Genomic DNA, 13,042 nt, shown 5'->3' on the forward strand with positions numbered 1-13,042 from the left:
GTTGAGAGAGTAAACCCAAGGCTGGAGGGTTGTTTGGCGGTTTAGGGGATGGCTCAAAAATCAGGTCAATAGCCAGAGTTTCCCCTGGAATTTCCCGACTAATTTCTACGAATCCCAGGGGTTCGAGCAGTTCTTTTAGGTACTGCTTGGCAAATTGATCGTGGGGTTGGCGCGTCACGACAAGAGAGGGTTTGAGTAGGATTGATACTCTATTTTATTACAGTTGGGGCGATCGCCACCGTATACCCTGTAATGAGATAGTTTATGTTCAGATGATCTTGCAAGGTTTGCGGCTTAATCTTGTTAAGCGATCGCAAATCCAGTATAGGGGCGAATGGAGGGTTCTTTATATCCCAAGACAATCCTATCTTGGGGAATTCCCGCCTCCATTAAATCGAGGGCAATACCGTATTCTGTACCATCGAGTTGAATCCAAATTTTACCATTGATAATCTGAATATCCATCAAACAGCCATGGATACGAGAACCATTCTTGTTCCAGCCATCGGACATGACAACATAATGGTCTTGAGTGGTGTCAAATACGGTTTTATTTTGAAGTTCTAAGATATCAGGATTAGCATATTGACGAGTGGTAAATTCCGACAACAGTGTTTTGATGACCGTCCGATATTGTTCTAGCTCATCCATGACACAATCACCTCCTGCTCTGAAAACAAGAGTACCGCTAAAATATCCCCTTCTTCTAAATCATCATAGTCAGTCAAGATTTCTTCATGAGTCATACCGGAACTGAGCAGCTCAAGCAAGAATTCCACAGGGTAACGCAATCCTCGGATGCAGGGTTTACCATGACAGAGGTGAGGATCGATGGAAATACGTTCTAATAGGGATTCAGTCATTGTTTTTTATGGGATGCTTGGATTGATATAGCAAACCTAAATGAGTTATGTAATAGCTGCCCCTCATCCCCCAGCCCCTTCTCCCGCAGGCGCTGCCCTGAGCGAAGTCGAAGGGAGAAGGGGAGCAGAAGTCCCTCTCCCGTGGGAGAGGGATTAGGGAGAGGGCATTTCCTGTTGCACAACTCATTTAGACTAGCTATAGTTTGAGCCTGACTCATGTTAGTTTCGACGATATCAGTATTGATGGACTGATACTGTATTCTATGCCTTCAGGGTTATCAATGTGCTGAGAGGCTTGCAGGATCTCGATCCCGACCACATTACCATGCTCATCGAAGTCTAGGATCATACCGGGTGTTTCTTCGTCACTTTCGGTAATCATTGCTTCTTTAAAGGTGATGCGTAGGATATCAACTTGGCGATCGTATTTGATTTTCATGGGTTCCTCCAATATTTTTGAATTTTACTGGTGCGATAAACTGTAACTACCAGTTGGGGATCGACAGTAATGTTAATAAAAACTCGTAGCAAGTATAGTTTCCCCGTACCAAAGTCCAGTTGAGATTGATAAATTGTAATATCTTCACTTTGTTTTAATGAGTTTTTCTAGTTTACTCATAGTTTCAAGGAGGGTTGGCTACAGTGTTCTAAAATCAGTTCGGCGGTTTTTTGCGGTTGCTCTAAGTGGGGGGTATGGCCCGATCGCTCGATCCAAATCAGTTTAGCCTGGGGGATGGCCTTCTCGAATTTGGCAGCATCAGCAGTGCCGAGGATGCGATCGCCTTCTCCCCATAAAACCAGTGTCGGATGAGTCACTTTCTCTACTTTATTCGCCATGTTATTGTAGCCACCACTGAGGGTAAAACTAACCATGGCTTCTGTCCAATAGGGCATCTTTAAATGCAGCGCTCCACAGAGCCGAGCATCCACAGAAGCCCATTTGCGGTCATAATAGGCTTGGACGGCTACAGACTGCCTCACCCAAGATTGACGCAGGAAGTTAGCGGCTCCATAGACCAGGGGTTTTAACCATTTAGCGGTGATGGCTTGACCGTTGGCAAATCCGGCACTATCAATTAAGACTAACTGTTCTACGGCTTCGGGGTAGCTCAGACTAAAATCGATCGCCGTTGCGCCTCCCATGGAAACACCGACTAAAATTACTGGTTTTTGAATCAGGGTTTGCCAAACGGAGTATAAATGAGTCTTGATCGCCTCTGGGTTTACGGGTAAATCGGGCCGTCTTTCCGTAAAGCCAAACCCAAATAAATCGATCGCCCAAGTCTCCTGATGTTGAGCTAACAGAGGAAGTAAGCGCCGAAATTCTAGCAGAGAACTATCAAACCCCGGTAATAAAACAATCGGAGTCCCCCCATTGCCCTGATGCACATAGGCGCTCATAATAGGTTCAGGACTTAAGGGAGTGGCGATCGCCTCCTCTTGGATCGCTTGGATCATCCGGATAGAAGTCTCTTCTGTAAAAGTATTCAGCTCAGAAGCAAAAATAGGATTCATGGAAATTAGAGCGCTTCGCGCTAGGCAATAGGCAATAGGCAATAGGCAATAGCTTACAATAGCAAGGCTTCAGAATTTAAGTCTGTCATCACCGCCTGAGCGATCGCTATCGCTTAAAATTAGTTGAGTAAAGGGAAAGTCCCGAATCAGGGTATAATAACCTAAGCTAACCTAAAATGGGTCTTCCAGAACTGGTCTCAACTGTTTATCTGATTGCTTATGAGTACCCCGATTACGATTACCGACGCTCAATTTGAATCTGAAGTCCTCAAAGCCTCTCAACCTGTCCTGGTATACTTTTGGGCAAGTTGGTGCGGCCCCTGTCGCTTAGTGAGTCCTTCGATTAATCAAATTGCCAGCGAATATGGCGATCGCCTAAAAGTCGTCAAAATGGAAGTAGATCCCAATCCAGAATCCGTGAAAACCTACGCTGTAGAAGGAGTTCCCGGACTGCGCCTATTCAAATCAGGAGAACTAACCGCTTCTGACGAAGGAGCAGTGACGAAACAAAAATTAGTCGCAATGATTGAACCCCACCTGTAACCCTTCCCCCTATCTCCCCATCTCCCCATCTCCCCATTCCCTGTCCCATGATTCGTTTCGCCGATCGCCTCAAATCCTTTGAACATAATGTCTTTGCTGAAATGGATCGCGGCAAGGGCAAAGCCAGAGCTGCTGGTTTAGAAGTGATTGATTTATCCTTGGGATCGTCCGATCAACCTACCGCACCCCAGGTGATAGAGGCGATCGCCCAAACCCTTCCCGATACCCGCACCCATGGCTATCAGCTTTTCAACAGTACCCTCCCCTTTCGGCAAGCCTGCGCTCAATGGTATACCGATAAATACAACATTCCTGTCGATCCAGAAACCGAAGTTCTCGCCCTTATTGGCTCCCAAGAAGGAACCGCTCACCTTCCCCTAGCCATCCTCAACCCTGGAGATATCGCCATCCTTCTCGATCCAGGCTATCCCTCCCACTATGGCGGCGTTTACTTTGCTGGGGGCGAACTCTACACCTTGCCCTTGCGCGAAGAGAACGGATTTTTACCCAACTTTAGCGATATTCCTGCCTCCGTCTTAGACAAAGCGCGGATGATGGTGTTGAACTATCCCCATAATCCCACCTCCGCTACTGCTCCCCTCTCCTTCTTCAAAGAAGCCGTCGATCTCTGTTTGCGCCACAATATCGCCCTGATTCATGATGCCCCCTATGCCGAATTCGTCTTTGATGGCAAACCTGCGTCCCCTTCCGTCCTGCAAGCAGACCCAGATAAAGTCATCTCCATCGAATTCTTCTCTCTGTCCAAAACCTATAGTATGGGCGGGTTTCGCGTCGGTTATGCCATTGGGAATCCTGAACTGATCGCCGGACTGCGGCAGGTTAAGGCAGTCGTAGACTTTAATCAGTACCAGGGGATTTTTAATGGGGCGATCGCCGCACTCCAAGGCTCCCAAACCCATATCCAGATCACAATTAACCGCTTCCAACAGCGCCGAGATGCCTTTATTCGTGCCATGGACGACATAGGCTGGACTATTTCTCCCTCCGCCGCCACCATGTTCGTCTGGGCGAAACTACCGAAAAAATGGGAAAAACACTCAGTTGACTTCTGCACCAAACTCGTAGAAACCACAGGGGTAGCCGCCTCCCCTGGAGCCGGTTTTGGCCCCAATGGTGAGGGTTTCGTCCGTTTTGCCCTAGTTCACGACCCCCACATACTGCAACAGGCAGCCACTCGGATCGGTGAGTTTCTGCGATCGTAAAAATACGGAAAATTGAATCTGAATGCCCTGGAAAACTTTATAGAAACTTGATGGAATCTTCATCGTAACTTCACCACAGGGCAAGGGTTTCAGGCTATGATAAGAACAAGTTGAACGGAAACAGCTTTCGCCAACTCACCTATCCCCTGCTCTGGGAAGAAAAGGGTTTTTTCAAAGAATAACAATCACGTTACTCAAGTGAACTCCGTCACATCCCTTCCCCAAACAGCAGCTTAAGATAGGCATCAGTTGAAAGGAAAGCCACTTCCAAACAACCTGAACACCGACCAAGAAAGCTAACACACTCAAAAGTTCTAGGAGAGTAAGATTATGTTTAACAGTATTAAAAAAATCGCTATGGGTGCTTCCGTCGTCGCTGGTGTTAGCGTCCTTGGCGCTCCCGCCTTCGCCGGTACTTTAACCGGAGTCAGCACAACTGGAGATGTTCGCGTATTTGAACAAATTAGTGGAACAGAAGTCCAACTCTCCGGTAGTAACGGTAGCGCAGCCATTATCGATGCTCTCGGAAGTGCCGGTAGCGTTGAACTCGATGACAACATTGACTACGGCTGGGGAAATGAAACCGCCTCAACCTTAACCGCTAACTTCACCGACGGCAGCATCATGTTTGGTTCCGTGGGTGCGGCTGACTGGGTTGGCGGATTGGGAACTACTTGGTATAACGGGCTTTATAGCAATTACACGGCTCAGTTGAACGCTATTGCGGCTGCTGGTAGTTTAGACGCATCCAATGCCAATGTAATGGTAGGAGCTTTAGAAACAATGGGTGTTTTTCAGCGTCTGAGCGACCCCAACATCCAATCTGTTAGCAGTAACAATGGCGAATACTCCTTTGAATTAGCCGGTCATAACAACTTCGCTAGTGGTCTAGATCTTGAGGTAACTGACCCAATGTACGGCCTCTTATCCAAAATGATGGCTAGTGAAGTCGTTAAATACAGCTTAGATGGCGGTACAAACTGGGATTATGCCTACAGCTTTGGTACTCCTGGTTCCGCAGGTGCATTTGATAAAGGGTCCTATGCCTCTGGTGTGGTTGATGCCGGTGATGGCTTCTCCTTCACCCGCAACTACCAATTCACCGTCGGCACTCCCAACCCCGACCCCGTTGATGTTCCTGAGCCTTCCGCTCTCCTCGGTTTAGCTGCCATTGGTGGTCTGGTCGTTGCTGCCAAGCGCCGCAAGAATGCCTAGGTTTACGTCCTGTTGAAACAAGGTATCTATCGGGTAAGGTAGTCAGATTTCCTCCGAATTGAACTATAGAACAACAAAGGGAGCCATGAGGCTCCCTTTTTCTGCTCTGCTTGAAAATTAAGCTAGACATTTGAATGGGTCTCTGCTACAATAAGAGATTGTGAAACCTAATTATGCGGATGTGGCGGAATTGGTAGACGCGCTAGATTTAGGTTCTAGTGTCCTCGCGACGTGAAGGTTCAAGTCCTTTCATCCGCATTGGCTCAAACTCGAAATACGGCAGTTTTTGCTGTTATTCGGTACATTAAAGGCAGTTTTTAAAGAGAGACAGAATAGCTTGCTCGCTCGATTGAGCATGTATTTCACTCCCCCATTCCCCCAGAGAGGGTGCTTTGCGCTGTATATAGCGACTGCCCCTCATCCCAACCCCTTCTCCCGCAGGCGCTGTCCTGAGCGAAGTCGAAGGGCGCTGTCCTGCTTGCCCTGCTTGCCCTGAGCGAAGTCGAAGGGAGCGTAGCCGAAGGGAGCGAAGTCGAAGGGAGAAGGGGAGCAGAAGTCGCTTTCCCACTGGGAGAGGGATATAGGAAGAGGGTATTTCCAGTGGCACAATTCATTTAGACTAGCTATACAGCGCGAAGCGCTATAAGGCTTTGCGTAATGCTGTGACAGTGGAAATGAAATGTTGGGCAACTTGCTCGATTTCTGACTCAGTATTGAACCGGCCAATACCGAATCTTACGGAAGCATAGGCGAGTTTTTCTTCTCGGCCTAATGCTAGAAGCACATGAGAGGGGGAGATTTTGGCGGAGGTACAAGCGGAACCGGAGGAGAGGGCGACGACGGGTTGTAATCCTAACAGCAATGCGGAGCCGTCTACCCCTTCTACACTGACATTGAGGTTACCGGGTAACCTTTGGGTGGGGTGACCATTGAGGTGAATGCCGTCTAGGGAACTTAAGGTGTTCCAAAGTTGTTCTCGAAGTTGGGTTAAGTGTTTGGCTTCGGTGTTTTGTTCTGCCATGCCTAGACGCACGGCTTCAGAAAAACCAACGATTTGAGGAGTATAAAGGGTTCCCGATCGCAGTCCCCGTTCATGGCCGCCTCCGTGCATCTGGGCAGCGAGTTTGACTCTGGGGTTGCGTCGCCTGACGTATAAGGCTCCAATCCCTTTGGGGCCGTAGAGTTTATGGGCAGTTAGGGACATTAAGTCGATGTTCATGTCCTGGACATTCAGGGGAATTTTACCCAGGGCCTGGGCTGCGTCGGTGTGGAATAGCACTTGGCGATCGCGACAAATTTGGCCAATTTCAGCTAAAGGCTGAATCACCCCAATCTCATTATTGGCCGCCATCACAGAAACTAAGAGAGTCTCTTCGCGAATGGCTGATTTTAAGGCTTCTAAATTGATTAATCCTTGAGCATCGACTCCCAAATAAGTGACTTCAAACCCCAATGATTTCAGATACTCACAGGGATCTAAAACAGCATTATGTTCAGTGGTAACAGTAATCAGATGGCGACCTTTGCTAAAGTATGCCTCAGCTACGCCCTTGATGGCTAAATTGTTGGCTTCGGTGGCTCCACTGGTGAAGATAATTTCTTCTGGAGTGCTGCCAATAGCTTGGGCTAAATGCTCTCGGCTACGGCTAACGGCTGCTTCGGCTTCCCACCCATAGGCGTGGGTAATACTAGCCGGATTGCCAAAGCGCTCCGTGAAGTAGGGCAACATGGCCTCCACCACCCGTCCATCGACTGGTGTAGTGGCATGGGAGTCAAGATAAATGGGTCGCTCAGACATATTCTAGGATCTTAGAGTAGAATCAGGGCAATGATCAGCCCATATCCTCAAGCCTAAAACAAGAATATGAATTCTGAAACCTTAGTGCAACTGTTACAACAAAGCTTTCATGTGACCCTCGGGGCAACGGCTTCTTTTGCCGAAGTTCTGCAAGATTCACAGAAACGGGAAGAAAGTTGGCGCAAACTGACCCAAGAATTAGCAGATCTGACTCAAGAATGGTCAGAAAAAGGAAAAATCACGGAAGAAGAAGCTCGCAATTTTGTAGATAATTTGATGAAACAAAAGGAGAATTCTTCTGAGACTGCTGCTGATGCTGAGTCTGATGGAGAACTGGAAACACCCTCTGCTTCAGATCCACAAGCAGAAATCGAAGAACTGACGACGCAAATTGCGACTTTACGCTCTGAGTTAGAGAAATTGCGACAGGAAGAGAGTTAGAGTTCTTGAGATGATCGAGGGGATGAGTGCATGTGAGTGATTTCATCCCCTCGTTTGGCTTGAAATTCTAGTCATTATCCCATTCTTCACGTCCTAAGAGGTCTCCAATCCGGTCTCTAAGTAAGAAATTACCGTTTTCTAGTTCACACTCTACATACCCCCATTCACGGGCGGGAATATATTTACAAAGAACATAAATCGGTTGCTGACGGCTGATCGTTCCGTTTTGCACGAGGCTGCGGGCCTCGTCTTGAATCATATTTAAGGAATAACGAATAGATTGAAGCATGTTCACCCTCTTGATGTTTGCAAGGATTGTGTCTGACAACGATTAGGAGATAGGCGTTCGATCGCCATCCATTGGATTTTAACTTAAGTTCTGTATTCCTGAATACTGAACTTTTTCTATTCTTACGCTATATCGCCTCTAATTATATTAAGATATCTTGCTAAAGTCATCAACCAATAACACTTTTCTGGTAAACCAGTTCAGTGGCTAGTTGAATGGCAGCCGTCATGCTGGTAGCATGGGCAAGTCCTTGGCCTGCAATATCAAAAGCCGTTCCGTGATCGGGGGATGTGCGAATGAAGGGCAAACCAATAGAGGTGTTCACTGCTCGATCAAAGGCCATCATTTTCACGGGAATTAATCCTTGGTCATGGTAAAGTGCGATGTAGGCATCATGGGTTTGGGCAGCAAACGAGGAGTCATACCACGCTTGAGCGGGTTTAACCCATAAGGTGTCTGGTGGTACTGGCCCATCTAGGGTGAGATCTCGATAGGTCTGGCGAGACGCTTCTAGCCAGGGAATGATCCAATCAATCTCTTCAGTACCGAGTTGCCCTTGCTCACCGCTATGGGGATTAAGTCCGGCGATCGCGATACGAGGTTGGGCAAGACCAAATTGGTCGCGCAATACGTTAACTAACAATTGTAGCTTCTGGTTTATGAGAGTGGATGTTAAGATTTCTGGAACTTTTGCCAGGGGAATGTGAGTGGTTGCTAACAAAGTAATCAATTGCCATTGGGTATGGGGCGATCGCCCCACAAACAGCATCCCAAATTGTTCTGTTGCCGATTTTTCGGCCAAAAGCTCAGTTTGTCCCGGATAATGGTATCCAGCCGCTTTCCAGGCTGATTTGGCAATGGGGCCAGTGACAATTCCTTGAAAGTGGCCCTGAAGCGTTTGGGAAATGGCCTCCTCTAAATAGGCAAAACTGGCCCATCCACTGGCCCCGTTTCCTACACCTAATGTCAGGTTATTGGCGACCTCATCGGGTAGGGGAATATCCACAATCGAGAGGCGATCGGGATCGGCCAAGGGTTGTCCTTGGGGAGCTAAACGACTGTAAGTGTCGCGCAAAATAGACTCAGACCCAACCACCGTAATCTGAATCTGCTCGTGAAGGTGAGCATCAGCCAGAGCTTTCAAAATCACTTCCGGCCCAATCCCCATCGGATCGCCGAGGGTAATCGCTAAACGGTGAGTCATAGTTTTGGATCATGGATAACTAGAATTGCTTCCATTCTCCCATTCCCCATTCCCCATTCGCTGTTCTACAATCAACCTAATGATCCATTCACCTTATAAGGATAGTAATTAAACCATGGGCGCTGAAATCTTTAATGCCGCACTCTTATCTTCCAGTTTAATCATGGTGGGCCTAGGTTTAGGCTTCCTACTGCTGAAAATTCAGGATAGCGTTGAAGGCTAATCTGAGGTAGCTTAACTCAAGTTTACAGCAAATGGCTGTAACCTCTAATCCTTGGCGGGGGAGCCTCCCCGCCTTCTTAATATCCATCCGTATTGGACAAAAGCCACAGGCATTTCTGCCGAAATCCAGAAAAATCATGAGTAAATGTCAAGATTCTTGAAGTTTTCTGATAGACTCTTATAAAAAGTTAACGTTTTTTAAAATATATCAATGACCTTATTAATTGTTGGAGCCACAGGCACACTGGGAAGGCAGATCACCTTCCGCGCCTTAGAAGAAGGCTATTCGGTTCGCTGTTTAGTGCGTAATCCTCAAAAAGCCGGGTTTCTCAAGGAACGAGGAGCCGAACTGTCCCCAGGGAATTTATGTCAACCGCAAAGTATAAAAAAAGCCCTTGAAGGAGTCACGGCCGTAATTGATGCAGCCACCTCCCGCCCTACAGACTCTCTCAGTATGGAAGAAGTAGACTGGGAAGCAAAAGTCTCCCTGATTCAAGCGGTCAAAGAAGCTGGTATTGAACGCTACCTATTTTTCTCGATCCTGGATGCAGATCAATATCCCCAAGTGCCGTTGATGCAAATCAAGCACTGTACAGAGCTGTTCTTAAAACAGGCAGAGCTGAAATACACGATTTTTCAGTTAGCCGGTTTTATGCAGGGACTGATTCCCCAATATGCTATTCCCATTCTCGATCAACAGGGAGTTTGGGTGATGGGCAAATCTTCACCGGTTGCCTATATGGATACCCAGGATATCGCTAAATTTGCCGTGCGGGCCTTGAGTGTACCGGAAACCGAAGGGCGCACCTTTCCTCTCGTGGGGACAAAAGCATGGAGCGGGGATGAAATTATTGCTCTGTGCGAAAGACTCTCTGGACGACAAGCTAGGGTTTCCAGAATGCCGATCGGGTTGTTGCGTGCCGTGCGTCGCATCACTCAATTTTTCCAATGGACATGGAATATTAGCGATCGCCTAGCCTTTGCAGAAGTTCAAGCCAATGGAGAGCCACTGATCGCCCCCATGGATGAAGTCTATAGTGTGTTTGGCCTTGACCCCAAAGACACCACCACATTAGACTCCTATATGCAGGAATACTTTAGCCGTATTCTGAAAAAACTCAAAGAAGTCGAATACGAGCGCGATAAAATGAAGCAGAAAAGCAAAAAACGTAGAAGCCCCTTTAAATCCGGTTCCTAAAACCCTAGATTAGGGTGCAGGATTGAACCCCTGTGAAGTACAATCCTTAAACGAATCATTAGAAAACCTTCTCAATACTGGTATTAGCGTGCCCGAAGCTGGGATTATTTACAACGACATAAAACCAACTGCCTGTCGAGTCGCAGAAGAACTAGAACAGCAACTGCTCCAACGGGGATGGAGCGTGAAACTGGCGACAGGTGCAGGGGGAATATTGGGATATTCCCATCCGGATCGTCCCATCTGTCGTACTCCTATCGATCATGTGGTTCCCCCAGAATTTAATTCACAGATGAAAGTGGCGATCGTCCTAGGTGGCGATGGTACGGTGCTTTCTGCTGCTCGACAAGTGGCTCCTTGTGGGATTCCCATGTTAACTGTCAATACAGGTCATATGGGCTTTCTGACAGAAACTTACATTAATCATCTTTCAGAAGCGATCGAGCAACTGGAGAATGACACCTACAGCATAGAAGACCGCACGATGTTAACGGTGCGCGTCTATAACAATCATTCTCAAAATCCGGCTAGTGGAGGCCAGTCCCTACGTCCTAGTGTCTGGGAAGCTCTATGCTTAAACGAAATGGTACTACACCGAGAGCCTCTGACGAGTATGTGCCATTTTGAAATTAAAATTGGTCATCATGCCCCTGTGGATATGGCGGCTGATGGGGTTATTGTCTCCACTCCTACCGGCTCAACGGCCTACTCCCTGAGTGCAGGAGGAGCTGTCGTAACGCCGGGAGTGCCTGTGTTGCAACTGATGCCCATTTGCCCCCATTCCTTAGCCTCACGCCCTCTGATCTTTAATGATAGCGATCCAGTAACGATTTATCCCGTCTATCCCAATCGGTTAGTGATGGTGGTTGATGGTAATGGAGGCTGTTATGTTTCTCCTGAAGATGAGGTAGTGGTTGAAAAAGCCCCCTATCGTGCCCGGTTTGTTCGTCTACAGTCTACGGAATTCTTCCGCATTCTACGGGAAAAATTAGGCTGGGGATTGCCCCATATTGCTAAACCGACCTCCGTGGAGTTACCTTAATGTTGCTTCAGTTTTGGCGATCGCTTATAATCGTAGGTCAGGACTCGACGGCATCTAGGTGACTAGCTCAACGGTAGAGCAGGAGACTCTTAATCTCTTGGTTCAGGGTTCGAGTCCCTGGTCACCTATCAAATTGGTTAGGGTGGGGGCAGGTTTACCGAAGTTATGGATGGGAAATGGGGGATAGGGTTAAACCTGCCCCTACAACCCTGTCTCATTGCTATTTGGAATGACTATATGCATACCTTCTCGTATAACTATTACGGATCGCTGACGACTTCAGGCGCGGGAATATCGGGGTTAGAAAGAGACTCAGCCGCATAAGACTTTTCCCCCGCTTCTGGGATGGAGAATTCTGGAGTTTCCGAAGGTTGTTCTTGGACTGCATCAGAGGGTGCATCGCCATATAACCAAGCCAGTCCCCCCACCGCACCAGCCATTAATGCGGTATAGCCTAAATAGAGATGAGCCGGTTGCAAATAAAATCCTTTCTTTTTCTGGGTAGAAATAGAAGCCCAGGAGGGAATTACCGAATGGGTAAGATCGGGTTCTGGAAGAGTCGAGAGCAGATGTTGACTATCTAAACCCAAAATAATACTCAGGCGACGGACAAAACCATGGAGATAAATTTCTTCAGGGAGGTTCTCGAAATCCCCGGCTTCTAGCGCTTTGAGTTCATGGATAGGAATACGGGTTAAGGCGTGGATCTGATCGAGGGAGAGACTTCGCCCCAAACGGGCATTTTGTAATTGTTCACCAATCTTTTTCCAACTGTCTTCCTTCTCTTGTTGTTTCTTTTGTTGTGCTAACTGTACTTTAGAGAGTCTCTGGGGACGGGGGAGAGAGGGTTGAGCCATGGACGAAAAACCCGCATCACCCGCCTTTTGACGCTTCACCCCACAGCTTGGACTCGGTTTAGTGCTACTCTTGGGGCTAGTAACCGGGGCGATCGCCGTTGACGGACGTTGAGATTCACTAAACTGGCGCTGATATTGATGAACAAAGTGTTGCAATGAGAGCTGAATGGCTTCTCGTCCCAGAGCCTTAATCAACATTTGCATACCATCAGCCCCTTCTCCTAACCGATCTTGGAAACCGTTCAGGGTGCGTCGATACACCTGAGAATTCTGGAGTTGAGCTTCAATGTGACTCAGGAGCGATCGCAACTCCTTGGGGGAAATTCCCAAAATCGCACTAGCTTGAATACTTAAAGATTGAGGGCTATTCGTCATGGTCTGCTCTCTTGTGTACACTACTCTAACCCCACCCATGGGAACATGGGTCAATTCGGGGACTTTCTCCTTCCTTATTCCTAATTTTTCGGGCATCTCCGGATACAGAGTTGAACAGCCCCCATTGGGTTTCGAGTCAAGAGAACCTGCGAATACGCAGACATCGAGATCAGCGTAGGGTGGGCAGGAGAAGGTGCGATATAGCAGTTTTCGCTGTTATGGTGTACAGTCTTAAAGGCTCAAAGCCATGTACCACA

At 47.7% G+C, this 13,042-nt stretch carries 15 protein-coding genes and 2 tRNA genes; 9 read left to right on the forward strand and 8 right to left on the reverse strand.

Annotated features, from left to right (window positions below; genetic code table 11):
• Positions 1 to 303: 303 nt before the first annotated feature.
• The 4 genes from PMG25_RS17220 to PMG25_RS17235 all read right to left on the reverse strand — a co-directional run bounded on the left by PMG25_RS17220 (position 304) and on the right by PMG25_RS17235 (position 2,378).
• Positions 304 to 651 (reverse strand): XisI protein, encoded by a 348-nt coding sequence (locus tag PMG25_RS17220; RefSeq protein ID WP_283768134.1) that lies wholly within the window; start codon positions 649 to 651, stop codon positions 304 to 306.
• A complete protein-coding gene (locus PMG25_RS17225) occupies positions 639 to 863 on the reverse strand; it encodes a DUF433 domain-containing protein (RefSeq protein WP_283755257.1) in 225 nt (74 codons plus the stop codon). The genes PMG25_RS17220 and PMG25_RS17225 overlap by 13 nt, the downstream gene beginning before the upstream one ends.
• Before the next feature lie 214 nt (positions 864 to 1,077).
• Positions 1,078 to 1,302, reverse strand: coding sequence for a DUF2283 domain-containing protein (locus PMG25_RS17230; RefSeq protein WP_283768135.1), 225 nt, complete (start codon positions 1,300 to 1,302; stop codon positions 1,078 to 1,080).
• Between the two features lie 176 nt (positions 1,303 to 1,478).
• Positions 1,479 to 2,378 (reverse strand): alpha/beta fold hydrolase, encoded by a 900-nt coding sequence (locus PMG25_RS17235; RefSeq protein ID WP_283768136.1) that lies wholly within the window; start codon positions 2,376 to 2,378, stop codon positions 1,479 to 1,481.
• Positions 2,379 to 2,597: 219 nt separating this feature from the next.
• Between PMG25_RS17235 and PMG25_RS17240 the strand changes: the two genes are divergently transcribed.
• The 4 genes from PMG25_RS17240 to PMG25_RS17255 all read left to right on the forward strand — a co-directional run bounded on the left by PMG25_RS17240 (position 2,598) and on the right by PMG25_RS17255 (position 5,617).
• On the forward strand, positions 2,598 to 2,921 hold the full coding sequence (locus PMG25_RS17240; protein WP_283768137.1) for a thioredoxin family protein: 324 nt from the start codon (positions 2,598 to 2,600) through the stop codon (positions 2,919 to 2,921).
• Between the two features lie 50 nt (positions 2,922 to 2,971).
• A complete protein-coding gene (locus PMG25_RS17245) occupies positions 2,972 to 4,144 on the forward strand; it encodes an LL-diaminopimelate aminotransferase (RefSeq protein ID WP_347178867.1) in 1,173 nt (390 codons plus the stop codon).
• Between the two features lie 330 nt (positions 4,145 to 4,474).
• Positions 4,475 to 5,359: an NF038130 family PEP-CTERM protein gene (locus PMG25_RS17250; protein WP_283768139.1), complete on the forward strand. Its 885-nt coding sequence runs from the start codon at positions 4,475 to 4,477 to the stop codon at positions 5,357 to 5,359.
• Positions 5,360 to 5,534: 175 nt separating this feature from the next.
• Positions 5,535 to 5,617, forward strand: a tRNA-Leu gene (locus PMG25_RS17255).
• Positions 5,618 to 5,999: 382 nt separating this feature from the next.
• Here PMG25_RS17255 and PMG25_RS17260 read toward each other — a convergent pair.
• On the reverse strand, positions 6,000 to 7,157 hold the full coding sequence (locus tag PMG25_RS17260) for a cysteine desulfurase family protein (protein ID WP_283768140.1): 1,158 nt from the start codon (positions 7,155 to 7,157) through the stop codon (positions 6,000 to 6,002).
• A gap of 66 nt (positions 7,158 to 7,223) precedes the next feature.
• On the opposite strand from PMG25_RS17260, the gene PMG25_RS17265 reads away from it, so the two are divergent.
• Entirely contained in the window at positions 7,224 to 7,598 is a 375-nt protein-coding gene (locus tag PMG25_RS17265; RefSeq protein WP_283768141.1) for a hypothetical protein, read from the forward strand.
• Positions 7,599 to 7,665: 67 nt separating this feature from the next.
• Here the strand turns inward: PMG25_RS17265 and PMG25_RS17270 are convergent, their stop codons facing one another.
• Positions 7,666 to 7,887: a DUF4327 family protein gene (locus PMG25_RS17270; protein ID WP_283762723.1), complete on the reverse strand. Its 222-nt coding sequence runs from the start codon at positions 7,885 to 7,887 to the stop codon at positions 7,666 to 7,668.
• 169 nt (positions 7,888 to 8,056) lie between these two features.
• Positions 8,057 to 9,091, reverse strand: coding sequence for a 4-hydroxythreonine-4-phosphate dehydrogenase PdxA (pdxA, locus tag PMG25_RS17275; protein ID WP_283768142.1), 1,035 nt, complete (start codon positions 9,089 to 9,091; stop codon positions 8,057 to 8,059).
• A 115-nt stretch (positions 9,092 to 9,206) separates the two neighbouring features.
• On the opposite strand from pdxA, the gene petM reads away from it, so the two are divergent.
• From petM to PMG25_RS17295, 4 genes are all read left to right on the forward strand, one after another.
• Positions 9,207 to 9,314, forward strand: coding sequence for a cytochrome b6-f complex subunit PetM (gene petM, locus PMG25_RS17280; RefSeq protein WP_271939003.1), 108 nt, complete (start codon positions 9,207 to 9,209; stop codon positions 9,312 to 9,314).
• 210 nt (positions 9,315 to 9,524) lie between these two features.
• Positions 9,525 to 10,511 (forward strand): SDR family oxidoreductase, encoded by a 987-nt coding sequence (locus tag PMG25_RS17285; RefSeq protein WP_283768143.1) that lies wholly within the window; start codon positions 9,525 to 9,527, stop codon positions 10,509 to 10,511.
• 88 nt (positions 10,512 to 10,599) lie between these two features.
• Positions 10,600 to 11,553, forward strand: a complete 954-nt coding sequence (locus PMG25_RS17290) for an NAD(+) kinase (RefSeq protein WP_283768144.1) — start codon at positions 10,600 to 10,602, stop codon at positions 11,551 to 11,553.
• 56 nt (positions 11,554 to 11,609) lie between these two features.
• Positions 11,610 to 11,681, forward strand: a tRNA-Lys gene (locus PMG25_RS17295).
• A gap of 132 nt (positions 11,682 to 11,813) precedes the next feature.
• On the opposite strand, the gene PMG25_RS17300 is transcribed toward PMG25_RS17295, so the two are convergent.
• Positions 11,814 to 12,785 (reverse strand): helix-turn-helix domain-containing protein, encoded by a 972-nt coding sequence (locus tag PMG25_RS17300; protein WP_283768145.1) that lies wholly within the window; start codon positions 12,783 to 12,785, stop codon positions 11,814 to 11,816.
• Positions 12,786 to 13,042 lie beyond the last annotated feature (257 nt).

The organism is Roseofilum capinflatum BLCC-M114, assembly GCF_030068505.1.
Classification (GTDB): domain Bacteria; phylum Cyanobacteriota; class Cyanobacteriia; order Cyanobacteriales; family Desertifilaceae; genus Roseofilum; species Roseofilum capinflatum.

Bases quoted from the DNA above. Each gene is read 5' to 3' on its own strand.
- PMG25_RS17300 (WP_283768145.1), bottom strand. From the start codon at position 12,785: ATGACGAATAGCCCTCAATCTTTAAGTATTCAAGCTAGTGCGATTTTG.
- PMG25_RS17285 (WP_283768143.1), top strand. From the start codon at position 9,525: ATGACCTTATTAATTGTTGGAGCCACAGGCACACTGGGAAGGCAGATC.
- PMG25_RS17220 (WP_283768134.1), bottom strand. From the start codon at position 651: ATGGATGAGCTAGAACAATATCGGACGGTCATCAAAACACTGTTGTCG.
- PMG25_RS17270 (WP_283762723.1), bottom strand. From the start codon at position 7,887: ATGCTTCAATCTATTCGTTATTCCTTAAATATGATTCAAGACGAGGCC.
- PMG25_RS17230 (WP_283768135.1), bottom strand. From the start codon at position 1,302: ATGAAAATCAAATACGATCGCCAAGTTGATATCCTACGCATCACCTTT.
- PMG25_RS17240 (WP_283768137.1), top strand. From the start codon at position 2,598: ATGAGTACCCCGATTACGATTACCGACGCTCAATTTGAATCTGAAGTC.
- PMG25_RS17250 (WP_283768139.1), top strand. From the start codon at position 4,475: ATGTTTAACAGTATTAAAAAAATCGCTATGGGTGCTTCCGTCGTCGCT.
- PMG25_RS17260 (WP_283768140.1), bottom strand. From the start codon at position 7,157: ATGTCTGAGCGACCCATTTATCTTGACTCCCATGCCACTACACCAGTC.
- PMG25_RS17235 (WP_283768136.1), bottom strand. From the start codon at position 2,378: ATGAATCCTATTTTTGCTTCTGAGCTGAATACTTTTACAGAAGAGACT.
- petM (WP_271939003.1), top strand. From the start codon at position 9,207: ATGGGCGCTGAAATCTTTAATGCCGCACTCTTATCTTCCAGTTTAATC.
- PMG25_RS17265 (WP_283768141.1), top strand. From the start codon at position 7,224: ATGAATTCTGAAACCTTAGTGCAACTGTTACAACAAAGCTTTCATGTG.
- pdxA (WP_283768142.1), bottom strand. From the start codon at position 9,091: ATGACTCACCGTTTAGCGATTACCCTCGGCGATCCGATGGGGATTGGG.
- PMG25_RS17225 (WP_283755257.1), bottom strand. From the start codon at position 863: ATGACTGAATCCCTATTAGAACGTATTTCCATCGATCCTCACCTCTGT.